Origin of the sequence: Glutamicibacter sp. NPDC087831, assembly GCF_044742845.1 — a bacterium.
Classification (GTDB): domain Bacteria; phylum Actinomycetota; class Actinomycetes; order Actinomycetales; family Micrococcaceae; genus Glutamicibacter.
Genome location: NZ_JBIUVH010000002.1, coordinates 362,213 through 385,421 on the forward strand (window position 1 = coordinate 362,213; position 23,209 = coordinate 385,421).

The following is a 23,209-nucleotide window of genomic DNA, read 5'->3' on the forward strand; positions in this document are numbered from 1 at the left end:
CCGGAAGGCAGTTCAACCAAAGGGGATAGCTGCTGCGAAGAGCGGCAGGCACCCGCAATGCCGGACTTTGCTGAAGGGAAATGGAATGCCAACGCTGGGAATCATCGGAAGCGGGAATATCGGATCTGCAATCGCCCGATTGGCCGTTGCCGCGAATGTGAACGTGGTGATTGCGAATTCCCGCGGAGTCCAATCGCTGCAGGAACTCGTGGCCGAGCTGGGGCCGCTGGCCGCAGCCGGCACGGTTCAAGAGGTGGCCGAAGCGGGCGAAGCCGTGGTGCTGTCCATTCCGCTCGCTGCGGTACGTGAGCTGCCAGCCGGGTTGCTGCGCGGCAAGACAGTGCTGGACACCAGCAACTACTATCCATCCAGGGATGCACGCATTGCCGAACTCGACAGCGGGACGATGACGACCAGCGAACTGGTGGCGAGCTGGCTCGATGGTGCTCGCTATGTCAAAGCCTTCGGCAACATCCTGGCCCACCACATTCCGCTGCTGGCCCGTCCCGCCGAGGCTGCTGGCCGCTCTGCGCTTCCCATTGCCTCCGATGATTCCCAAGCGAAGGAGCAAGCAGCGGCAATCATCGAACGCCTCGGCTTCGATACGCTGGACGCGGGCGCGCTCGCGGAAACGTGGAAATTCGAGCCCGAATCCGCCGGATATACGCGCATCTACCTGGCGGATTCCACGACCCCGGATGACCAGCTGCTTTCCTCGATTCCAGCGCCAACACCAGCGGACCAGGTCAAGGCAGCACTGGATTCCGCGGCTCGCGTGAATGTTGCCGAACGCGCCTTCTGAGCGGCCCGTTGCCCTCCAGCGGAAGGCCATCCGCGGCCGCTATCGGCAGGGCACCCCTATTAAGAGGCATGAATGCATGGCGTACCGCCTCGGCGTGCAGGCAGCCACGCAGGTTAACGACGACAGGCCGGGCACCGCTCGCATGAGCGGTGCCCGGCCCCGGGTACGTGCGTCTAGCCGCTAGCTGGCCGAAGTGGCCAGCGAAACTCCGCGCAAGCGGTCCATCTGCGGATCGTACAGCGGATCATCGACCACGGTGGCGGCAATCTGCTTGCCGAAGTACTCGATCGCCACCGGGTCTCCGGTTTCCACCGAGATCGGCAGCCACGCGTAGGCGATCGGCTTGCGGACCGTGTATCCGTAGGCGGCGCTGGTGACGTAGCCGGAAGGCTTGCCATCCACGTAGACCGGTTCCTTGCCCAGGACCATGGACACGCCATCATCCACGGTCAGGCAGCGCAGGCGCTTGGTGGCCGCCGCGGCACGTTCGGCCAGCGCCGACTTGCCCACGAAGTCCGCGGTCTTGGCGGCCTTCACCGCGAAGCCCAAACCGGCCTGTTCCGGTTCGTGCTCGCTGGTCATATCGGTGCCGAAGGAACGGAAGCCCTTCTCCAGCCGCATGGAGTTGAACGCCTCGCGCCCGCCGGCAATGATGCCGTGCTCCTGCCCGGCTTCGAAGATCGCATCCCAGAGCTTGGCGCTGACATCCGCCGAGGCGTAGAGCTCCCAGCCGAATTCGCCCACGTAGGACAGGCGCATCGCGGTGACCGGGATGCCGGCGATGGAGATCTGCTTGGTGCGGAAGTACTTCAGCCCCTCGTTGCCCATATCGTCGTCGCTGATCTTGGCCATGACCTGTGGGGCCAGCGGGCCCCACAGGCCGATGCAGGAAGTCCCGGCGGTGATATCGCGAACTGCCACCCACTGGCCCGGGTTGGCCTCATTGAACTTGCGCGCTTCGCGGTCCAGGTAGGCGACATCCACGTTGGAGTTGATGCCGGCCTGGTAGACCTGTTCGGAGAGCCGGGCCACGGTGATGTCGCTGGTGATGCCGCCGGCATGGTCCAGCAGCAGGGTGTAGCTGACCATGCCCGGGGCACGCAGCATATTCGCCGTGGTCAAGCCCTGGAGCATCGGCCCGGCACCGGGGCCGGTGACTTCCACGCGCTTGAGCGGGGTCATGTCGAACATGGCCACCGCGGTGCGGGTCTTCCAGGCTTCCACCGCGGCAATCGGCGAGTGGAATTTGCTTGACCAGCTGTCGCGCTCCGGGGCCGCCCACTCCGCCGGCAATTCATCGAGCAGCGCGGCGTTGGCCTCGTACCAGTGCGGGCGCTCCCAGCCGGTGCCCTCCAGGAAGAAGGCGCCCAGCTTCTGCTGGCTGGAGTAGAACGGGCTGGTGCGCACGGCGCGGGGCTTGGTGCGCGGTTCCAGCGGGTGGCGGACATCGTAGATTTCCACGAAGTTCTGCTGCGAGGTCTCGCTGACGTACTCCTTGGTGGTTTGCACGTCCTCGAAGCGGTTCAGGTCGCAGTCGCTCAGGTCCGTCGTGGAGGTGCCGGTGGTGATCAGCTCGGCCACGGCCTTGGCGATGCCCGGCGCGTGGGTGACCCACACGGCCTCGGCCGCGAAGAAGCCGTCCACTTCCCTGGACTGGCCTACCAGCGAGCCGCCGTCCGGGGTGAAGGAGAAGATGCCGTTGAAGCCGCGCTGGATCCGGGTATTGCGCAGATCCGGCAGCAGCTCCTGGCTGGCTTCCCATTCGGCGGCGAAGTCCTGCGGGGTGAATTCCAGTGAGGAAGGCATCCGCTCGTGGGTGATCTCTTCCGGGCGGTAGGCCTGCAAGGTGTCCAGGTCCACCGGCATCGGGCGGTGGGCGTAGGAGCCGATGCCGATGCGATCTCCCCACTCGCGGTAGTAGAGGTCGCGGTCCTGGTAGCGCAGGATCGGGCGGCTGGCACCGGCCGGCAGCTCGTTCACTCCGGCCAGCGAGGGCGCCGGGGTGCTCCAGGCGAACTGGTGGCCCAGCGGCAGCAGCGGGATCGAGGTGCCCACCATCTTGCCGATATTCGGTCCCCAGAAGCCCGCGCAGGAGACCACGATGTCCGCCGCGAAGCGCTCCTCGCCGCAGATCACCGCGGCGACCTTGCCGCCGGAGACCTCGATATCGGTGACGATGGTGCGGTCGCGGAACTCGACTCCCGCGGCCTTGGCGCGTTCCATGACCAGCGCGGTGCCCTTGGCGGCCAGGGCCAGCCCGTCGCCCGGGGTGAACAGCCCGCCCAGGACCTTCTCCGGGTTGAGCATCGGGAACTTCGCCAGGCAGGCGGCGGCGTCGATGACTTCGGCGTCGACCCCGTAGGAGCGGTTCCAGCCGGCACGGCGATGCAGGTCAGCCAGGCGCTCATCGGTGGTGGCGATTTCCAGCCCGCCCACCGGAAGGAAGGAGCCGCGCCCGTCGGCGCCCACCAGGCCGGTGAGCTTCTCGATGGTGTACTGCGCGAATTCGGTCATGGACTTGGACGGGTTGGACGAGAAGACCAGGCCCGGGGCGTGCGAGGTGGAGCCGCCGGGAAGATCCAGCGGACCCTGCTCGATGACCAGGGTATTGGTGTGGCCCAGCGCGGCCAGTTCGTCTGCGAGGTTGGCGCCGACGATGCCGGCGCCGATGATGAGGATCCGAGGGGAAAGACGGGACATGGGGACTCCTTGAAAGCTGATGGTGTGGTGGTGGCCGGCGCGGCTAGGCGTCGATGACCAGATCCGATTGGGCGGTGGAGCAGCAGGGCAGGAACTTCCCGGCCGCGATTTCACGGGCGCGGATGCCGCCCTGGTGGTTCATCGCCACCTCGCCTTCGAGCTTGACGACCTTGCACGAGCCGCACATGCCCTCCTGGCAGTTGGCGCCGATGCGCACCCCGGCCCGCTGGGCGACACCCAGGATGTGCTCCTGGGAACTGATCCGGACATTCACCGCGGTGCGCAGGAAGGTCATGGTCAGCTCGCCTTCGCCCACGGTGGGGAAGGAAGCGGTATCCGGCGGGTCCTGCGCGGGAACCAGCGGCGCGGCTGGCGGCAGCGGGGCATTGGAATCGACCGCCACCAGCTTCTGGCCGCTGGCCTCGATGGTGCCGCTCTGGTCGTACTCGGGTTCGTACATCCCCAGCTCCGGCGGCTGGCTCTCGTAGAACTCCTCCACGGATTCGGCCACCTCCTCGGCGATGGACCCGGCCAGAGCGATTTCCTCCTGGTATTCGAGCAGCGTCTTGCGGTCCCCGGAGAAGAACTCCATGAACACCGAGGTGTCATCCACCCCGGCCTCGCGCAGCAGCTGGGTGGCCGAATTCAGGTACCCTTCCGGCCCGCAGGCGAACACCTTGCGGCCATTGGCATCCGGGGCCACCGCGTCGATCATCGCCGTGGTCAGCCGCCCGGCAAAGCCCTTCCAGCTCTTGGGCTTGGCCCGGTCGCCCAGCGAGTAGAACACCTTGATCCGCGAATCGACCTGCGCGATGTATTCCAGCTCGGGCCAGAAGGCGAAGTCCCCGGGCACGGTGCCGTGGCAGAGCACCACCACATCGGCCTGGCCGGGCAGCGAGTGGATGGTGCGCACCATCGACATGATCGGGGTGATCCCGGCTCCGGCCGCAAGGAACAGGTAGCGGGCGCGCCGGTCGGAATCGCCCAGGTGGAAGGCGCCCACCGGGCCGAGCATCTCCAGCACCATGCCCGGACGCAGGTTCTCATGCGCCCAGGAGGAGACCAGGCCCTTGGGATCGCGCTTGATGCTGACATTGAAGGTCCAGGGCACGGTGGGCGCGCTGGAAATCGAGTAGCTGCGGTCCACCGGGTCCTGGTCTTCGCCGTGCACCGGGAAGGCGACGTTCAGGTACTGCCCGGCGCGGAAGGCCAGCGGGGCGCCGTCGGCGCGGCGGAAGACGAAGGTCATCAGCCCGCCGGCTTCCTCGATGGTCTGCACGCATTCGGCCAGGAACTCCTGGGGGTGCCATGGTCCCAGCGCGCGGGCCGCGCTCGCCGGGCCTTCCTGGGAACTGAGGACCCGGTTCCACGGCATTTCCAGCCCGCGGATGCGCTGGGCCGCTACGCTCGATGCCAGCTGGGCGCCTGCGCTCATGCCAGGTGCTCCAGCACGCGCTGGGTGTACCAGTTGATGAACGCCTCGACCTGGTATTCGCTCTTCATGTACGGGCCCGGCTGGTAGGCGGGGCTGGCTGCGCCCTTCTGGCACAGCTCGACGAAGGCCTTGTCCTGCAGGTTGGTCTGCTTCCAGGTGTGGGTGAGCTTCTCCAGATCGTAGTCGTCTCCTTCGACCGCGTCATCGGCCACCAGCCAGGTGGTGCGCACCAGGGTCTGGTGCTCGTTGATCGGGAAGGCGGCGAAGGTGATCACGTGGTCGGACTGGAAGTGGAACCAGCTGTTGGGCTGCAGGTGCATGGAGCAGCGGCCCAGCCGGAAGTCGCGCAGCTCGCCGAGCAGCTTCTTGGACAGGCGGTGCCCGTCGGCGGAGAAGGATTCCCCGTCGCCGTCCAGGGATTCGCGGGAGATGCGGATGCCGGCGATGCGGGTGTCCAGCTGCTCCACGACCTCGTAGGGCAATCCGTAGCGGCGGCAGCGTTCCTCCAGGGCCGCCTGGGCTTGCTGGTTGCGTTCCCATACCTCTTCCAGGTGCGGCGGAACGGTGTCGTCGCTCAGCCCCCAGGTGGGGAACAGCGAGCAGGCCAGCTCGGGGTGCCCGTCGCAGTGGTAGCACTCGCGGTTGTTCTCCATCACCAGCTTCCAGTTGCCCTCCTCGATGATGTCCTGCTGGTAGGCGACCTTGGCGCGGGCGATATCGTGCGGGGCCAGGTAGGGCTCGAAGATGCCGGCGACCTCGTCGAAGTCCGCCGGCGGGTCCTGGGCCAGGGAAACGAAGACCAGCCCGGCATGGACCCGGCCGTGGGCGCGCTTGAGCGCGAAGCAGCTCTTGTCGAACTTGCCTTCGCCCGGGGCGGAGGCGTGGATCAGGTCCCCTTCGGGGGAGTAGGTCCACGAGTGGTAGCCGCAGACCAGGTTCCCGGTGCTGCCCGAAGCTTCGGTGAGCACGCGGGCGCCGCGGTGCCGGCAGACGTTGTGCAGCACGTTGACCCCGCCCTCCTCGGTGCGCAGCACGATCAGCGAATGCGGACCGTAGTCCACGGTCACGTAGTCCCCGGGCTCGGGGATCTCGGCAATGCTCGCGGCGAACAGCCAGTGGGTCCCGAAGATGGCCTGCATTTCGACATCGAATACTGAGGGGTCGGTGTACAGCGGGGCTTCGAGCGAGTAGCCCTTGCGCCGGTTGCGGAAGAGTTCGGTGATCTCGGCGAGCTGTTCTTGGTTCACCGACGTAGCGAGCTTCCCACGCGTAGTGCGCGGTGCGCTTACCGAAGCGGTCATCTGTTACTCCTTGGAACACGACGCGGCTGGCGTCCTCGGGCTGTGGTTGCGCGGGCCGATGTGAGGCCGGTCACCGCATGAATCGAGACTAGGAAGAAATAGTCGGCAAGAAAAGCGCAAGAAATTGAACGGAACCGTGCACAATTGGTGCATGATCGATCCACGCTTCGCCACCCTGCGGGTCTTCTCCTCCACGGGCTCGGTAGCGCGCACCGCGGAACTGACCGGCTACTCGGCTTCGGCGGTCTCCGCGCAGCTGCGCGAACTGCAGCGCACCCTGGGCATCAAGCTGATCACCAAGGAGGGCCGCGGGGTGCGGCTGACCTCCGCGGGCCGGCATTTCGTTGCGGGCCTGGACGGGATTGTGACGCAATGGGAGCTGCTCGCGGCGTCCGCGCGCAACGCCTCCGGGCAGGTGCAGGGGCAGTTCGGCCTGGGCGGTTTCTCCACCGCTGCCGCGCAGCTGCTTGCCCCGCTGGCCGCGAACCTGCGAGCCACTCGGCCCGATACCGAGGTGCAGCTGATCGAAGCGCAGCCGCAGCGCTGCCTGGACTTGCTGCTCGCGGAGCGGATCGACCTGGCCGTGATCGTGGCCAGCCAGACGTCCGGGGGTTCTGCCGCCAGGGACCGGTTCGAGCAGACCGTGCTGCTCGATGACCCGCTGGATGTGGTGCTGCCCGCCACGCACCGGCTGGCGCAGCACAAGTCCGTGGCCCTGGAGGACCTGGCCGATGACCCGTGGATCTCCGAATCCGGGCAGTCGGTCTACCGGGCGCTGTTCGTTGCCGCCTTCACTTCGCTGGGGGTCACCCCGCATATCGCCCACGAGGCGGTGGAGTGGGAAACCATGATCGCGTTCATCGGGGCGGGCCTGGGTGTGGGGCTGCTGCCCCGGCTGGCCACCCTGGGCGATGCGCAGAATGTGGTGCGCCGCCGGATTTCCGGGGCGGCCAAGCCCTCGCGGCGCATCGTGGCGGTGACCCGCAAGGGCAGCCGCGGCTCGCCGCTGATCGAGGAATCCCTGGAAATCCTGCAGCGCACAGCCAAGGACATCATTTTCCTGCGCTCGGCCGAGGAACTGGACGGGTAGCCGGCCGCTGGCGGGCTGCCGGACCCGGCGGATTTCTCGCCGGGCTATTGACATGGATCACATCCAGTGGTCAGACTTGGGCACATCCGATTTGGTATCCAACTGATATTTCAAGGAAGTGGTCCGCTATGGGCAACTTGGCAGTAAGCTACGCCGGGGCAGGCAAGGTCGAGCTGATCGACACCCCGTACCCCGAATTCGAATTGAAGGACGGGCCCGGGGTCCACCCGGCAAACGTCGGGCGGCAGGTGCACCACGGGGTCATCCTGCGGACCATCGCCACCAACATCTGCGGTTCGGACCAGCACATGGTCCGCGGCCGCACCACCGCCCCCGTCGGGTTGGTGCTGGGCCACGAGATCACCGGCGAAGTGGTGGAAGTAGGCCGCGATGTGGAATTCCTCAAGGTCGGCGACGTCGTCTCGGTGCCCTTCAACATCTCCTGCGGCCGCTGCCGCAACTGCAAGGTCGGGCAAACCGGCATCTGCCTGAACGTCAATCCCGACCGCCCCGGCTCCGCCTACGGCTACGTGGACATGGGCGGCTGGGTGGGCGGCCAGGCCGAATACGTGCTGGTGCCCTACGCGGACTGGAACGCCCTGAAATTCCCCGACCGCGACCAGGCCATGGAGAAGATCCTGGACCTGGCCATGCTCTCGGACATCTTCCCGACCGGCTACCACGGAGCCATCGGCGCCGGGGTCACCGTCGGCTCCACCGTCTATGTCGCCGGCGCCGGCCCGGTGGGCCTGGCCGCGGCCACCTCCGCGCAGCTGCTGGGTGCGGCCACCGTGATTGTCGGGGACCTGAACGCCGACCGGCTGGCCCAGGCGCGCAGCTTCGGCTGCGAAACCGTGGACGTCTCGCAGGGCGACCCCGCCGAGCAGATCGCCCAGATCCTGGGCGTGCCCGAGGTCGACTGCGGCATCGACGCGGTGGGCTTCGAAGCGCGCGGGCACGGGCACGACGCTGGCAAGGAGCAGCCTGCCACGGTGCTCAATTCGCTGATGGAAATCACCCGTGCCGGCGGCAGCCTGGGCATCCCGGGGCTCTATGTCACCGGGGATCCGGGCGCCGAGGACGAAGCGGCCAAGGTCGGTTCGCTGTCCATGCGCTTCGGCCTGGGCTTCGCCAAGTCCCACACCTTCGTCACGGGCCAGTGCCCGGTGATGAAGTACCACCGCGGGCTGATGCAGGCGATCCTCTCGGACAAGGTCTCGATTGCCAAGAACGTCAACGCCACGGCCATTGGCTTGGACCGGGCCCCGCAGGGCTACGCGGCCTTCGACGAAGGCGCCGCGCAGAAGTTCGTGCTCGACCCGCACGGGCTGATCAGCGCCTGATCCGCGCTTGACGCGCATTTAACCGCTGCCCGCCGTGCCGGCCGGGAACAATTCCCGGCCTGCACGGCGCACTTCCGGCCGGCTCTTGAGCCCGGCCGATTTGCCGGCCCCGGCCACCACTCACGAGCAACCCCGGGACCCCGGCTGATTCGGCGCGCCCGCATTCCCCTGCCGGCCCGCCACCTATTGCCTTTATTGAAGGAAACCGAAATGAAACGCACTGAGCAACCCGTGAACGACCTGGTCAGCGAGCTGCACTCGGCTCGCCGGCGCCGGCCCAGAAGATACCTGTCCTCCGGCACCGACTACTGGGTCTTCGGCATTGCCGGACTCCTCGCCCTGGCGTTCATCGCCTGGGGCTTCGCTTCGCCCGAAGGGCTGGGCTCCGCGGCCGGGAAGGCCCTGGACTGGGTGATTACGAACACCGGCTGGGTCTTCGTGATCGCCGCGACCGTTTTCACCCTGTTCGTGCTGGTGGTCGCGGCCAAGAGCTTCGGGCGCATCCCGCTGGGCAAGGACGGGGAGAAGCCGCAGTTCAGCACGGTTTCCTGGATCTCGATGATGTTCGCCACCGGCATGGGCATCGGGCTGGTCTTCTACGGGGTGGGCGAACCGCTGTACTTCTACATGTCTCCGCCGCCGGAAACCGTGGGCGGGCAGACCTCGGCCGCGGTGGGCACGGCCATGGGCACCACCATGTTCCACTGGACGCTGTTCCCCTGGGCCATGTACGCGATTGTCGGGCTGGGCATGGCCTACGGCAGCTTCCGGCTGGGCCGCCCGCAGCTGTTCTCCTCGATGTTCACCTCGATCTTCGGAGAAAGGGTCGTCCACGGCTGGGGCGGGAAGACGATCAACATCCTGGCTATCCTGGCCACGCTTTTCGGCTCGGCCTGCTCGCTGGGGCTCGGCGCGCTGCAGATCGGCGGCGGCATCCAGTCCGCCGGGCTGCTGTCCTCGGTGGGTTCGGGGGTCCTGGTACTGATCATTGCGGTGCTCACCGCCTTGTTCGTGGCCTCGGCCGTCTCCGGAATCGAGCGCGGCATCCAGTGGCTGTCCAATATCAACATGGTGCTGGCGGTGATCCTGGCGCTGATCGTGTTCATCGGCGGGCCGACGCTGTTCATCCTGAACGTGATTCCCAATGCGGTGGGCTCCTTCATCGCGGATCTGCCGGAAATGGCATCGCGGACCGCGGCTTCCGGGGATGGCGACATGGCCGCGTGGCTTTCCTCCTGGACCATCTTCTACTGGGCCTGGTGGGTTTCCTGGACCCCGTTCGTTGGCCTGTTCATCGCGAGGATCTCGCGCGGGCGCAGCATCCGCCAGTTCGTCACCGGGGTGCTGCTGGTACCTTCCACCGTCACGCTGTTCTGGTTCGCCATCTTCGGCGGCGGCGCCATCGGCCTGCAGGAGCGGGCCGAGCGCAACGGGGACTTGGGCCAGGCGCTGGCCCAGATGGTGGACGGGGCCCCGGACATCGACTTCAACTCGGTGCTCTTCGAGCTGCTGGGCGCACTGCCATTCCCCGAATGGTTCTCCATTGCGCTGATGGCTCTGGCCGTGGTCCTGATTGCCATCTTCTTCGTCACCGGGGCGGACTCCGCCTCGATCGTGATGGGCGCGCTGAGCGAACGCGGCGCGCAGGAGCCCTCGAAGAAGTCGGTGGTCTTCTGGGGCGTCTCGGTGGGAGCGGTGGCCGCGGTCATGCTGCTGGCCGGCGGGGACCATCCGGCGGCGGCCCTGAACGGGCTGAAGAACATCACCATCGTCTCGGCGCTGCCCTTCGTGCTGGTGATGCTGCTGCTGTGCGTGGCGCTGTGGAAGGACCTGTGCCGTGATCCGCTGGTGCTGCGCGGCAAGGTGGCGATGGAGGTGCTGGAGCAGGCGGTGGATGACGGAATCGACCGCCACGAAGGCGAGCAGTTCAGCCTGATGACCAGGGAGAACTCCATTGTGGCCGCGTCGGGCCTGCCGGCTGGAGACCGGCCGGAGCCGGTGGCCCAGGAGCTGGAAGCCCCGGTGCGCGAACCGCAGCCGCGGCCCGAAACTGATCTGGAACCCGAGGGCGCCGGCCGCTAGCGGCCGGTTCGCGTCCCCGGCATCCAGCTAGGGTGCGCGGCGCAGGGCCTGCTCGAAGTGGGCCACATGCTCGGAGACCAGCCGCGCTGCCAGCTGCGCGTCGCCGTCGAGGATGGCGCGCAGCAGGGCCGAATGCTCGGAAATGTGCTCTGCGATCGGAGGCATCTGGTCGATGACCAGGCACCAGATCCGGGTCACCAGATTATCCAGGCGCACCAGGGTTTCCTCCAGGTACTTGTTGGCCGCCGCATTGTAGATGAGCCGGTGGATGCGCACATCCAGCAGCAGCAGCGAACGCTGGTCCAGGGCGGGATCCAGGGCATCGATCTGCTGCAGGTAACTGGCCAGCTGCTCGCGGATCTGCGGGTCCTTGTTCGCGGCCGCGTTGCGCGCGGCCAGCGGCTCGAGCACCTGGCGCATTTCGGAGATGTAGTTCAGCTCATGGAAATCCACGGCCGTGGCGAAGGTGCCGCGGCGCGGATAGGACACCACCAGATGGTCGGTTTCCAGCCGCTTGAGAGCCTCGCGCATCGGGGTGCGCCCAATGCCCAGTTCTTCGGCCAGCTGCGGCTCGTGGATCGGGTGCGTCGGAGCGATTTCGAGCAGCACCAGCCGGTCGCGCAATGCGTTGTAGGCTCGATCAGCCATCGAGCCTTGCTCGGTGGCGGCGCTGGTCAGTTCGGTGGGCCTTGGCATATCGCTCTCTATCACTGTTCAAAAATCAATTGCCGACACCCAAAGAGTATCGCCCCGGCTTCGATTTGGGCGCTTTTCCTGTGCCGATGCGCTCAACAGCCCTTGGCTTGCCGGCCAGCGGCAGAGCGGAAAACCGTACTGGGGGCGCTGGGAAAGGCGCCAGGAAGAACCGCCGGAAAAGTTGTTGACGCTGTGCTGAAGCACACATAGTATTGTGATCATCAATTGATATATCAGTATCCGGCCAGAGGTTGGCGGGTCTGCCCGCAGCTGCTTCCGAAGGCAGGGGCGGCGCGCAGTTCCGCTGGGAAAACTCAGTCCGGACGGCTTTGAATCCGCGGCGCAGAGCACTGCGCGGAAGCCAGGTGCAACCGCATGAAAATCCCCCGAAAAACCACTACGAGCCATGGCGAAGCTAATGCCATCTCGGCGAAATCAAGGAGCGGCACGATGACCGAACCGAACAACAAGTATGTCCTGACCCTCACCTGCGCCGAGCGCCCGGGCATCGTGCATGCGGTCACCGGGTTGCTGCTCAAGCACCATGGCGACATCCGGGAGCTCAAGCAGCATGACGACCAGCTTTCCGGGACGCTCTTCATGCGCATCGAATTCGAGGTCGCCGCGGCGGAGGATATCCCCGCTGAGATCGCCGAACTCGAGTCGGGTCTCGGCCAACTCGCCGATGAGCACCAGGCGACCTGGGGTTTGCGCCCGGCCGGCAACAAGAAGCGCGTGGTGGTGATGGTCTCCAAGTTCGGCCATTGCCTGCATGACCTGCTGTTCCGCGCCCGGATGGGGGAGCTGCCGGTGGAGATCGCGGCAGTAGTCTCCAACCACCCGGACCACCGGCAGCAGGTCGAGTGGAACGGGATTCCGTTCTTCCATATTCCTGTCACCCCTGAGACCAAGCCCGAAGCCGAGTCCAAGCTGATGGACCTGGTGGAGCGCTTCGAGGTGGATCTGGTGGTGCTGGCCCGCTACATGCAGGTGCTCTCCGATGACCTCACCCGCAAGCTCACCGGCCGGGCCATCAACATCCACCATTCGTTCCTGCCCTCTTTCAAGGGGGCCAAGCCCTACCACCAGGCCTTCGAACGCGGGGTGAAGACCGTGGGCGCCACGGCGCACTACGTGAATTCGGAGTTGGACGAGGGGCCGATCATCACCCAGCGCGTCCAGGAAGTGGACCACAGCTACGCGCCCGAGCACCTGGTGGCCGCCGGACGCGATACCGAGTGCAAAGCCCTGTCCGATGCGGTGCGCTGGCACTGCGAAGACCGGGTCTTCCTCAGCGGCTCGCGCACTGTGGTGCTGCGCTAGCACCCTCCGGGCCAAAGGCCCCGGCGGGGATTCTACGGACATCATATGACGATGCCCGCCGAACCCGGCCGGGGCCTTTGCTGTTGCCCGCCGTTTGGGCCCGGAGGCGCTCGACCGGAGGCGCAAAGGCCGGGAAGACAGTGCGGTCGAATGCAGGGGCACGGAAGTTTTCCCAAGTTAACCTAGGAATTATCCTTGTCTTGGCCACTGGGGCTATGCAAGGCTATGGATCAAGCGGGTGCTTGTGACCCAGCTCATGAAATAAGAACCAGCGGCTCCCAGAAGGAATGTGTCGATGTTTGGACTACCGGCGTTCACGACCATGGTCATCATCGGGGTTCCGGCCCTCTGGGTGATCTACACAGCTGTTTTCCTGTGGCTCAGCCGCGGCTGGAAGCGCGAGGATGCGAAGGAGCAGCAGTGAGCATCGAGATCCTGTTCCTGGTCATCTATTTCATCGCCATGGCCGCCATCGGCTTCTGGGCGATGAAGCGAGGCAAGCAAGATGCCGAAGGGTTCCTGCTCGGCGGACGCAGCCTCGGCCCCGGCGTCACCGCGCTGCGGCTGCAGAGTTCTTCCATGTCCGGCTACATGTTCATGGGTGCCGGATCCATGGGCTACACCCAAGGCTATTTCAGCATGTGGTACGCGCTGGGCGACCTGGGCGGCGGCATCCTGAACCTCTCGGTCCTGGGCCGGCGCATGCGCAAGCTATCCCAGATCCTGGGTTCCATCACCTCCATCGAGTACCTGGAGCACCGCTACCCCTCGAAGTGGATCCGGCTCATCGCCGCTCCCGTTGCGCTGTTCTGCATGTTCTTCTACGTCCTGGCCCAGTTCATCGCCGGCGGCCGCGGATTGGAAATGGTCTCTGGGGTTTCCTTCCCGGTGGCCTTGGCGATCGCCATCGGCGTGATTGTCCTCTATACCTTCCTTGGCGGCTACCTGGCTGTGGCCTACACCGACTTCGTGCAGGCCATCATCATGGTGGTCGGCATGGTCTGGATCCTGGTTGCCACGCTGATGGCCGTGGGCGGTTTCACCAAGGGCAATGAGACTGTGGGCGGGATCAACCCCAACCTGCTGACCATGTGGGGAGCGGATCTGGGCTACCAGGGACAGTGGGGAGTCATTCTCGGTGCGCTGCTGGTCTTCTCCATCGGCTACATGGGCTGGCCGCACGTGGTGGTCAGCCACATGGCCATGAAGAAGCCATCGGTGGCACGCATCGCAGGGGTCTACTCATTGGTATTCAACCTGCTGTTCATCCCCGGCCCCTACCTGGTGGGCCTGTTCGCGCTGATCCTGCTGCCCAACCTGGCCAACCCGGAAACCGCGATCTTCGAGGTCGCCGACGCGGTGCTGCCGACCTTCGCTGTGGGCATCGTCATGGCAGCGATCATGGCAGCCATCATGTCCACCGCCGATGCCCTGCTGCTGCAGGCCGGCACCATCGCCAGCCAGGACATCTACGCCCGGTTCATCAACAAGAAGATGAGCGATGCGCAGATGGTCTGGGTCTCGCGGATCACCGTGCTGGCCCTGGCCATCATCGGCTATGGCATTGCCGCTTTTGATCCTCCCGCGGTGGCCGCCGTGGTGATCTTCTCAACGACCGTGCTGGGCAGCGCCTTTGTCCCTTCCTATATCTGCGCGGTGTGGTGGAAGAAGGCCAATACCGTTGGCGCGATCTCATCGATGGCCGCCGGCACCCTGGTCTCGGTGCTCTGGCAGGTGTCCGGCGCGCCGGATGCCACCGGCATTGATCCGATGGTCACCGGCATCCTGGCATCCACCGCGGCCATGGTCATCGGCAGCCTGGCCAGCCAGAAGTCGCATCCCGTGCCGGAGCATATTGGCCGGGCCCTGGATGAGACTGCGAAGATCGGCCCGATCCCGAAGAAGATGCTCATGGGCCAGGATGCACTGCTGGCCAGCCAGGCGGAAATGGCGGCCCGCGGTGAATGAACTGGTGCTGAAAACCTTGGTCGATGACCAGGACGCGCAACGCATCCTTGCCGCCAAGGCGCCAGGGCTGAGAGTCGAGTCGGCCAAGCTGCGCCATCATCCCTTTGCGGGGTTCATCTTCGAGGTGCCGCAGCTGGCCGGGCGGTCAGGGCAGGCGCACGCCTTGGTGGACTACTACTCGGGCAAGGCCTTCGTCTGCGATCCGTGGCAAGCCGAAGATGCGGAAACCGGCCAAGTGCTGGACCGGGTGGCTGATCCGCAGTGGAACACCATCGATTTCGACACCGCACGCCGGCGGGCCAAGGCCCTGCTGTCCACCGCGGCGCTGCGCCGGGCCCGGCTGGCCTGGCGCGGCGGGGTCCGGGAAAAGAGCAGTGTCGCAAAGGTCTGGAAACCCAACTGGATGATCGAAGCGAGCCTGGAGAAAAAGTCCTACCGCGTCATGGTGGACGGACTGAACGGCGGCTACTTCATCATCGGCAGCTGAGACTGGAAACGCCGGAGGACGGCGCAATGACCAAGATCCATCCCACCACAGGAAGACATCGGAGATTCAATGAAGAATATGCCAAAGCAGTTCCCCGCTCAGTTGCTGAAGAAGGGCTCCTGCATCGTTGTCGGCTCGGCACTGTTCCTCGGCTTGGGGCTTGTCCCGGCCAATGCCGTAGGCAACGGGCCGGACTACACCGGAAATGAAACCATCAACACCTCGATCCTGCATACGCACGAGTCGATGGCCGCCGAACTGCGCAAGCAGGATGCCAAGCAATCGGCGATGGAACTGGAAGTCATCGGCCAATCCGCCAAGGGACGCGATCTGTTCCTGGCCAAGTACCTTTCTAACCCGGAAAATCCCACGATCATGTTCCTCACCCAGCAGCACGGCAACGAGCAGCTGACCACCGAGGGGACCCTGGAAGTGATCAAGCACCTGGGCTCGGGGCGGATGAAGGAGGTGCTCAAGGACGTCAACATCCTGGTGGTGCCGATGCTGAACCCGGATGGCGCCATGGGCGATGTGGACTTCCCGCTCGATGACTACATCGCCTCGGGGGACCGGCACCTGACCCGTTACAACGCCAACAACGTGGACATCAACCGGGACCACGTGGCCAAGACGCAACCGGAAATCCAGGCGCTGCACAACAATGTGCTCTCCGCCTACGGCATCGACTACATGATCGACCTGCACCATCAGGGCACCCGCTCGGCGGTGGACGGCAAGCTGGTGTCCGGCTCGATCCTCTACCCGACGACCCCGGACGTGCCTGAGGAAGTCCGCGAGGGTTCCAAGCGCCTGGGCGCAGTGGTCTACCAGAATGTCGACCGGACCGGCTGGGGCCACTTGGGCAAGTACGTGGGCGGGACCGCCAACACCATTGCGCGCAATGGCATCGCGGCCGAATACGGCATTTCCACCTTGCTCTTCGAAATGCGCGGCATGAGCGATCACAGCAACCCGGATTATGTCCTGGGACAGAAATCCAATGGCTACTTGCGCCAGCAGACCATCCTGACCCTGGAGAGCACCATCAAGGCGGTAGCCGATGGCTCCGTGGAAACCATGGATACCTCCTTCTGGGACAGCCTGCCGGAGCAGTCGACGTTGCCCGGAGAAGAGGCTGACGAATAGCCGATCCAGTTGATGGCGGGCCCGCAAGGGCCCGCCATTGTCCTGCCTGGAGCAGGAGAACCGCGCTCGGCCCGAAGCGCTGCTGGCCCTAGGGGCGCATGCGGTACGTTTCTACTAGCACTGTCCATACCGGCAAGGAAGCTGAACCATGCTCATCCGCAATGCCCGCCCCTGGGGCGGTCCGCCCAGCGACATCCTGATTGGCGACGGCAAGATTTCAGCGATCTCCGTGCACGACCCGCAGCAGGTGCGCAACCTGGCAGATGTCGATGGCCGGGGGCGCATCCTTCTCCCCTCCTTCTCCGACGTGCATGTGCACCTGGATTCCACGCGCATCGGCCTGCCCTTCCGCGAGCACACTGGACGCCCGGGGGTGTGGGGCATGATGAGCAACGACCGCGAAAACTGGCGGGATGCGGAGATCCCGCTGCCCGAGCGCGTGGCCGGAACCCTGGAACGGATGATCGCCCGCGGCACCACGCGGGTGCGTTCCTTCGCCCAGGTGGATGTGGATTCCAAGCTGGAGAAATACGAGGCCGTGGTGGCCGCGAAAAAGAAGTTCGCCAACGAGGCCGAGGTGCAGATCATGGTCTTCCCGCAGGCAGGGATCCTGCGCGAGCCGGGTACCGTCAAGCACCTCGAGGATGCGCTGGAAGCCGGCGCCGATGCCATGGGCGGCATCGACCCCTGCGCACTGGACCGCGACCCGGTCCGCCACCTCGACGTGGTGTTCGGGCTGGCCGATAAATACCAGGTGGACATCGACGTGCACCTGCACGAGCCCGGTGCGCTCGCCGTCTTCTCGGCAGAGCTGATTGCCGAACGCACCCGGGCGCTGGGCATGCAGGGCCGGGTCAACCTGTCCCATGCCTACGAGCTGGGCAGCGTCAGCGAGGCTGCCAGCCGCCGGCTGATCGACACCTTCGCCGAGCTGGACATCTCGCTGACTTCCGTTGCGCCCAGCACCTCCAATCATCTGCCGCTGGTGGACCTGGTTGGAGCCGGGGTGCGCTTCGGCCTGGGCGAGGACGGGCAGCGCGACTACTGGAGCCCCTACGGGAACTGCGATCTGCTGGACCGGACCTGGCAGCTGGCTTTCGTCAACGGGTTCCGCCAGGACGAACTGATCGGGCATGCGCTGGCCGTGGCCACCATGGGCGGTGCCTCGATCATGGACCGCTCGGTGCCGCGCCTGGCTTCGGTGGCCGACCGCCCAGGGGTGGCCGTGGGGGACCGGGCCGACCTGGTGCTGGTGGATGGCGAGAGCATTGCCTCCACCGTGATGGACCGGGGCACCGACCGCACCGTCATCCACGACGGGCGGGTGGTGGCCGAAGGGTTGAAAGTGCTCTCGGTCGAAAAACCGTACTGACGGGACGTGCTACCGCTAGCGGTGGCGCAGCGAAGCCACCCACGGCTCGCCGAAGATCAGCTGGGTGCGGCAGTGCGCCACCTGGGGCAGTGCCAGCAACTTGTCGATGATCAGTGTCTGGAGCTCAGTGCTGTTGGCCACCGCGACATGGACCAGATAGTCCTCGCTGCCGCTGACGTTGTACAGCGCCAGGGTTTCGGGCAAAGCGAGGGCCTTCTGCACGAAGTCGTTGGCGGTGTCGCGGGCGTGCGGACGGATCTGGATTCCCAAAAACGCCTGCTCGCCTTTGCCCAGCAGGCTAGGCAGTACATGGGCGCGGGTAGCCACGATGGTGCCATTGCGGCGCATGCGCCGGATCCGCTCCAGGCAGGTGCTGGGCGCGACCCCCACCTCGGCCGCGATCTGCTTGTTCGGCATCGTGGCATCAACCTGCAGCAATTCCAGTATTGCCCAATCTACCGAATCCAATTCGGGAGATTTGATTGATTTCATTTCTGAGTCACTCATGGACTGATTCTAGCGAATTTGACCCCTAGTCTGAATCTGGAATAGCAGTTGAGGCTGGAGGGATGGCATGGGGATCGAATCATGGGTGGCATTTGCCCTGGCGCTATTGGTGGCGTTGGCAGTGCCCGGCCCCGACCTGGCCCTGGTGGTGCAGGCGGCCACGCGCTCGGTCCAGCAAGGCGTGTCCACGGCTGCAGGAGTAGTCACCGGGCTGATGTTGCATGCGCTGCTGGCGGTGGCCGGGTTGACCGCGCTGCTGATTTCGGCGCCAGGGGCCATGGCCGCCGCCCAGATTCTGGGTGCCGTGGTGCTGCTGTGGATGGGGGCCAGCATGCTGCGCGCCGGATTGCCTCGGGCGGACAGCACCGTGCCGGCCCAGACCCCACAGGCCCGGAGCGGCTACGCCCGCGGGCTGCTCACCAATGCAACCAACCCCAAGGCACTGCTGTTCTTCGCTGCCATCCTGCCGCAGTTCATCGGGCAAGCCGAAGGCGCCTCAGTCCGGACCGCGTTGCTTTGCGCGACGGTGGTCCTCGGGGCCGGTCTGTGGTGGGCCGGGGCCATCACGGTCATCCGGTTCTCCGGAGTGCATCGATCGCCATCCGCCGGCCGCATCGTGACCTTGGCCGGCGGGGTATCCTTGGTGGCAATTGCCCTCGGACTGCTAGCTGCCGCGGTGCTGGGGCTGGCTGATCCGATTGCCGGATGGCACCGGTAAACCACGAAATCGATAGGGCGCTCATCGGCTGCCTGTTGGAAAGGAAGAGCAAATGACCCGCATTCTGATTGCCGGTGCCGGTGCGACCGGCGGCGCGCTGGGAGCACGCCTGCTGGCGGCCGGAAGGGACGTGACTTTTCTGGTGCGCGAACGCCGCCAGGCCCAGCTTGCCGATCATGGGCTGCGCTTCAGCGCCCCGGATTCCCAAGGTACCTGGCCGGTTCGGGCAGTCACCGCTATCGCGGGTGAAGAGCCCTTCGACCTGGTGATCGTCGCGGTCAAAGCCCCGGCGCTGGCCTCGCTGATCCCGGAACTGGCCGGCGCTATGGGAAATCGCACCCGCATCCTGCCGCTGCTCAACGGAATGGCCCATATCGACGCCCTGGAGCAGGCCTTCGGCGGGCGGGTGCTCGGCGGCATTGTGAAGATCGTTGCCACGCTGGATGAGCAGGCAGTCGTCCAGCAGCTGACCGGCCTGTGCCAGCTGGGTCTCGGCGGTCTGCACGGACAGGAGATCCCCGAGCCGATCATCGAGGCTCTTGATGTGGGTGGCATCGAGCTTGGAGTGCTCGACGATGTTCTCGCCCGGCTCTGGGAGAAGTGGGCTTTCATCGCCGCGGCCGGGGTGATCACCTGCCTGTTCCGCGGGAATATCGGCGATATCCTCGCCGCCGGGGGAGAGCCCAAGATCCGCGAAGCCGTCGGCGAATGCGAACGGATCGCGTCCGCGGCCGGCTATCCGGTCAGCGAGGCGGGGCATGAGCAGTCCATCGGGCTGCTGACCGAGCCGGGCAGCTCGTTCACCGCCTCGCTCTACCGCGACCTGGGCCACGGCACTCCTGTCGAGGCCGAGCACATCATCGGGGATCTGGCCGCCCGGGCGCAGCAGCTGGGTGTGGCCGCCCCGCTGCTGGATGCCGTGCTGCTCCAGCTGCGCACCCACCAGCAATCGCTGGACCGTGCCGGCACCTCCGCCACCGGATAGACTGAAGGCCGCGGTGCCGGAACCTGAAAGTCCCTGCGCCGCGGCCTTCGAAGGCAGCAAGCTATGTGGCGCGCAGCGCGACGAACGTCGCCGAAACGACCTCGGTGACCGCGCGCTCCCAGTCGCCGAGCAAGCCCAGCACGTTCTGCCCATCGGAACGGCGGCCTTCCAGCTGCCCAGCCAGTGCGGCCAGCGTCGCGGTGCGCAGCTCGGTGTTCAAATTGACCTTGCCCACCGCGAAGGAAATGGACCGCGAGAGGTCCGCAGGCGCGATGCCCGACGCCCCGTGCAGCACCAGCGGCACCGTTGATTCGGCGTGGATGGCTTCAAGCACATCCCAGTGGATTTTCGGTTCGCCCTTGTACCGGCCATGGACATTGCCGATGGCCACGGCCAGCAGCTGCGCGCCGCTGTCCTGGACGAACCGGGCCACCTGCGCCGGATCGGTCAGCTGGGAGGCGCTCTGCTCAAAGGCCTTGTCCTCGTTGCCCGGCAGGGCACCCAGCTCGGCTTCCAGCACCACCTCAGGGCCGATCAGCGAACGAACCTGCTGGACGAAGGCGGTATTCTCCTCCAGCGTCCCGGCCGAGCCGTCGGCCAGCACCGCGGTGGCGCCGGCTTGCACCGCCCGCACGATCAGCTGCGCGTCGCTGGCGTGGTCCAGCTGGATGGCTATCGGAACGGCGGCCTGCTCGCCCAGGGTGCGCAGGGCGGAGATCAGCCGCAGGCCCGCGGTGGAGCTGGCGGCCTTCGGCGCGACATTCAGGATGACCGCGCGGTCCTGGGCTTCGGCCTCGGCGACCACGGCCAGCGCGGTGGTGAAGTCGTAGCAGGTGAAGGCGGGGACGGCGTGCCCTGCGGCAATGGCCTGGGCGGCCATCTGGTTCATGGGGGTGAGCATCGGGATGATTACACTCCTGCAGCGGTGATGATGGCGTAGGTAATGGCGGTGAGCGCGAACCCGGCCACGCCCAGCACCGTGGTCAGCACGGTCCAGGTGCGCAGGCCCTCGGCCACGGACAGGCCCAGGAAGCGGGTGACAATCCAGAAGCCCGAGTCGTTCACGTGGCTCAGGCCGAAGGCGCCGAAGCCCACAGCGACCAGGATCAGCACCGTCTGCACGGTGGAGAAATCGCCGGCTTCCACGGCTGCGGCCAGCAGGCCGGTGGTGGTGATAATTGCGACCGTTGCAGAGCCCTGCGAGGCGCGAAGGATGGCGGCCAGGATGAAGGCCATCACGATGATCGGCAGGCCGGCCGCAGCCAGGGACTGCGCCAGCACGGTGCCGATGCCCGATTCGGTGAGCACCTTGCCGAACACCCCGCCGGCGCCGGTCACCAGGATCACGATGGCCGCCGGGGCCAGGGCCGAATCCATGACCTTGCCGGTCTGCTCGCTGCTCCAGCCGCTGCGCACGCCCAGCAGGTAGTAGGAAACTAGCACGGTGACCAGCAGCGCGACAGCAGGGGATCCGACAAAGCCCAGGATGTTGGCCGCAGTGGATTCAGCGGCCACCAGGGAACCGCCCACGGTGCCGAGCATGATCATCACGATCGGCAGCAGGATCATGGAAATGACCATGGACGAGGTCGGGGCCTTGGTCTTGGCCAGGGTGGTGCCGGTTCCGGAAGCGCCGAAGGATTCGAACTGCTCTGCGGTTTCCGGAAGCATCGGGATCTCGCGGCGGTTGATGCGCTTGGCCACGAAGTAGCTCAAGACGCCCAGCGGGGCGCAGAACGCCAGGCCCAGGATGGTGGCCCAGCCGATATCGGCGCCGAGGATCTCTGCGCCGCCGACCACACCTGGATGCGGCGGAACCACTACGTGGATGGCCAGCATGATTGCGCCCACCGGCAGGCCGATCTTCACCGGCGGGACGCCCAGGGCCTTGGCGAAGCCGTAGATGATCGGCACCAGCACGATGAAGCCCACGTCGAAGAACACCGGAATGGCCAGCAGGAAGGCCGCGGTGGTCAGCGCGGCGATCACCCGGCGCGGGCCGAAGAGCGCGGTGAAGCGGGTGGAAAGCACCTGGGCTCCGCCGGAAATCTCAATGACCTTGCCGAGCATCGCGCCCAGGCCCACCAGTACGGCGACGCTGCCCAGCGTGCCGCCCATGCCCTCGGTGACCAGGCCGGCCACCTCCTGGATGGGGATGCCCGCGGCCAGGGCCACGAGCATGCTGACCAGCAGCAGGACAATGAAGGCGGGCATCTTGAACTTGATGACGCCGAGCAGCAGCAGGGCCACTCCGGCCACTGCGATCAGTAGCAGCATTAGCGGGCTCATGGGTTGTGTCGTCTCCTTTGACGCGGTGCGCGGGTGTCGAACTCGCGCGCTGATGACTTTACTGGGCAGCCTTCGGGGCTACGACCTTGATGACAGCGGAATCGTCGGCCGCGGCCAGCTCGTGGGCTTCGCCCAGCAAGTAGAGCTGTTCGGCCGCCGAGGCCACCGGGGTGGACAGGTGCAGGGAGCGGGCCGCGGAGGTCACGATGCCCATGTCCTTGACGAAGATGTCCAGGCGCGAGAGCACTTCGGCACCATCCTCGGAGTAGGCCTCGAGCATGCGAGGGCCGCGGTTGCCGAGCATGAAGGAGTTCGCGGCGCCGGCCTGCAGCGCTTCCAGGGTGGTGGCCTGGTCCAGGCCGAGCTTGTCCGCCAGGGCCAGGGCCTCCGCGGCCGCGGCGATGTGCACGCCGCACAGCAGCTGGTTCACCGTCTTCAGGGCCTGGCCATCGCCGGGCTTGTCGCCCACGATGCTCAGGGTGGAGGCCAGCAGCTCCAGCACCGGGCGGACCTTCTCCAGCTGAGCCGGCTCGGCGCCGACCACGATCAGCAGGTCGCCTTCGCCGGCGCGCACCGGGCCGCCGGAGAGCGGCGCGTCCACCAGGCCCAAGCCCAGTTCGGCCAGGCGCTTGGCGGTGGCGGGCACTGCTTCCAGGCCAACGGTGGAGGTCAGGATGACCACTGCGCCGGCTTTGAGCTGCCCGGCCACGCCCTGCTCGCCGAAGAGCACGGCATCCAGCTGCTCGCCGTTGCGTACTGCCAGCAGCAGTGCATCAGCGCCGGTGACCGCTTCGCGGGCGGAAGCGAAGGTAGTGATGCCCGACTGGCTGGCCAGGGCCATGCGTTCGGCCGAGATGTCGAATCCGTTGACTTCCAGCTTGGTGGCCAGGCGGGTTGCCATGGGCAGGCCCATGGCGCCCAGGCCGAGGACTGCAACTTTGGTAGTGCTCATTGGGATCTCCAGG

Annotated in this window: 20 protein-coding genes; 12 read left to right on the forward strand and 8 right to left on the reverse strand. The window is 66.1% G+C overall.

Annotated features, from left to right (window positions below):
* The first annotated feature begins 85 nt into the window (after positions 1-85).
* Positions 86-802 (forward strand): NADPH-dependent F420 reductase, encoded by a 717-nt coding sequence (locus tag ACIOJF_RS08165; RefSeq protein ID WP_105658915.1) that lies wholly within the window; start codon positions 86-88, stop codon positions 800-802.
* A gap of 180 nt (positions 803-982) precedes the next feature.
* On the opposite strand, the gene ACIOJF_RS08170 is transcribed toward ACIOJF_RS08165, so the two are convergent.
* From ACIOJF_RS08170 to ACIOJF_RS08180, 3 genes are read right to left on the reverse strand one after another with little or no spacing between them, the layout of a single operon-like run.
* Complete coding sequence (locus ACIOJF_RS08170) at positions 983-3,502, reverse strand: FAD-dependent oxidoreductase (protein WP_402741436.1); 2,520 nt, start codon at positions 3,500-3,502, stop codon at positions 983-985.
* Positions 3,503-3,545: 43 nt separating this feature from the next.
* The gene (locus tag ACIOJF_RS08175; protein WP_105658917.1) at positions 3,546-4,937 is read right to left on the reverse strand and encodes a flavin reductase family protein; all 1,392 of its coding nucleotides are present in this window, start codon (positions 4,935-4,937) and stop codon (positions 3,546-3,548) included.
* On the reverse strand, positions 4,934-6,238 hold the full coding sequence (locus tag ACIOJF_RS08180; protein ID WP_105658918.1) for an SRPBCC family protein: 1,305 nt from the start codon (positions 6,236-6,238) through the stop codon (positions 4,934-4,936). The genes ACIOJF_RS08175 and ACIOJF_RS08180 overlap by 4 nt, the downstream gene beginning before the upstream one ends.
* A gap of 151 nt (positions 6,239-6,389) precedes the next feature.
* Between ACIOJF_RS08180 and ACIOJF_RS08185 the strand changes: the two genes are divergently transcribed.
* From ACIOJF_RS08185 to ACIOJF_RS08195, 3 genes are all read left to right on the forward strand, one after another.
* Complete coding sequence (locus ACIOJF_RS08185; protein ID WP_402741437.1) at positions 6,390-7,328, forward strand: LysR family transcriptional regulator; 939 nt, start codon at positions 6,390-6,392, stop codon at positions 7,326-7,328.
* 128 nt (positions 7,329-7,456) lie between these two features.
* On the forward strand, positions 7,457-8,671 hold the full coding sequence (gene fdhA, locus ACIOJF_RS08190; RefSeq protein WP_133833949.1) for a formaldehyde dehydrogenase, glutathione-independent: 1,215 nt from the start codon (positions 7,457-7,459) through the stop codon (positions 8,669-8,671).
* Positions 8,672-8,881: 210 nt separating this feature from the next.
* Positions 8,882-10,753: a BCCT family transporter gene (locus ACIOJF_RS08195; protein WP_402741438.1), complete on the forward strand. Its 1,872-nt coding sequence runs from the start codon at positions 8,882-8,884 to the stop codon at positions 10,751-10,753.
* Positions 10,754-10,780: 27 nt separating this feature from the next.
* Here ACIOJF_RS08195 and ACIOJF_RS08200 read toward each other — a convergent pair whose 3' ends face one another.
* On the reverse strand, positions 10,781-11,449 hold the full coding sequence (locus ACIOJF_RS08200) for a GntR family transcriptional regulator (protein WP_402735475.1): 669 nt from the start codon (positions 11,447-11,449) through the stop codon (positions 10,781-10,783).
* A 450-nt stretch (positions 11,450-11,899) separates the two neighbouring features.
* On the opposite strand from ACIOJF_RS08200, the gene purU reads away from it, so the two are divergent.
* From purU to ACIOJF_RS08230, 6 genes are all read left to right on the forward strand, one after another.
* The gene (purU, locus tag ACIOJF_RS08205; RefSeq protein WP_105658923.1) at positions 11,900-12,772 is read left to right on the forward strand and encodes a formyltetrahydrofolate deformylase; all 873 of its coding nucleotides are present in this window, start codon (positions 11,900-11,902) and stop codon (positions 12,770-12,772) included.
* Between the two features lie 295 nt (positions 12,773-13,067).
* The gene (locus ACIOJF_RS08210) at positions 13,068-13,196 is read left to right on the forward strand and encodes a hypothetical protein (protein WP_286134668.1); all 129 of its coding nucleotides are present in this window, start codon (positions 13,068-13,070) and stop codon (positions 13,194-13,196) included.
* Positions 13,193-14,740, forward strand: coding sequence for a sodium/proline symporter (locus ACIOJF_RS08215; RefSeq protein WP_402741439.1), 1,548 nt, complete (start codon positions 13,193-13,195; stop codon positions 14,738-14,740). Before ACIOJF_RS08210 ends, ACIOJF_RS08215 begins: the two co-directional genes overlap by 4 nt.
* On the forward strand, positions 14,733-15,227 hold the full coding sequence (locus ACIOJF_RS08220; RefSeq protein WP_332488091.1) for a hypothetical protein: 495 nt from the start codon (positions 14,733-14,735) through the stop codon (positions 15,225-15,227). The genes ACIOJF_RS08215 and ACIOJF_RS08220 overlap by 8 nt, the downstream gene beginning before the upstream one ends.
* Positions 15,228-15,296: 69 nt before the next feature.
* On the forward strand, positions 15,297-16,373 hold the full coding sequence (locus ACIOJF_RS08225) for a M14 family zinc carboxypeptidase (protein WP_402741440.1): 1,077 nt from the start codon (positions 15,297-15,299) through the stop codon (positions 16,371-16,373).
* Positions 16,374-16,521: 148 nt separating this feature from the next.
* Positions 16,522-17,745 carry an amidohydrolase family protein gene (locus tag ACIOJF_RS08230; protein ID WP_402741441.1) on the forward strand — a complete coding sequence of 408 codons (1,224 nt, stop codon included), beginning with the start codon at positions 16,522-16,524 and terminating at the stop codon, positions 17,743-17,745.
* Between the two features lie 15 nt (positions 17,746-17,760).
* Here the strand turns inward: ACIOJF_RS08230 and ACIOJF_RS08235 are convergent, their stop codons facing one another.
* Complete coding sequence (locus ACIOJF_RS08235; RefSeq protein ID WP_402741442.1) at positions 17,761-18,252, reverse strand: Lrp/AsnC family transcriptional regulator; 492 nt, start codon at positions 18,250-18,252, stop codon at positions 17,761-17,763.
* A gap of 67 nt (positions 18,253-18,319) precedes the next feature.
* On the opposite strand from ACIOJF_RS08235, the gene ACIOJF_RS08240 reads away from it, so the two are divergent.
* Positions 18,320-18,970, forward strand: a complete 651-nt coding sequence (locus ACIOJF_RS08240) for a LysE family translocator (protein WP_105658928.1) — start codon at positions 18,320-18,322, stop codon at positions 18,968-18,970.
* Positions 18,971-19,022: 52 nt separating this feature from the next.
* Positions 19,023-19,955, forward strand: coding sequence for a 2-dehydropantoate 2-reductase (locus ACIOJF_RS08245; RefSeq protein WP_402741443.1), 933 nt, complete (start codon positions 19,023-19,025; stop codon positions 19,953-19,955).
* A gap of 61 nt (positions 19,956-20,016) precedes the next feature.
* Here ACIOJF_RS08245 and ACIOJF_RS08250 read toward each other — a convergent pair whose 3' ends face one another.
* From ACIOJF_RS08250 to ACIOJF_RS08260, 3 genes are read right to left on the reverse strand one after another with little or no spacing between them, the layout of a single operon-like run.
* The gene (locus ACIOJF_RS08250) at positions 20,017-20,844 is read right to left on the reverse strand and encodes a class II fructose-bisphosphate aldolase (protein ID WP_402741444.1); all 828 of its coding nucleotides are present in this window, start codon (positions 20,842-20,844) and stop codon (positions 20,017-20,019) included.
* A gap of 20 nt (positions 20,845-20,864) precedes the next feature.
* Positions 20,865-22,244, reverse strand: a complete 1,380-nt coding sequence (locus ACIOJF_RS08255) for a GntP family transporter (protein WP_402741445.1) — start codon at positions 22,242-22,244, stop codon at positions 20,865-20,867.
* Between the two features lie 58 nt (positions 22,245-22,302).
* Positions 22,303-23,196 carry an NAD(P)-dependent oxidoreductase gene (locus ACIOJF_RS08260; protein WP_105658932.1) on the reverse strand — a complete coding sequence of 298 codons (894 nt, stop codon included), beginning with the start codon at positions 23,194-23,196 and terminating at the stop codon, positions 22,303-22,305.
* Positions 23,197-23,209 lie beyond the last annotated feature (13 nt).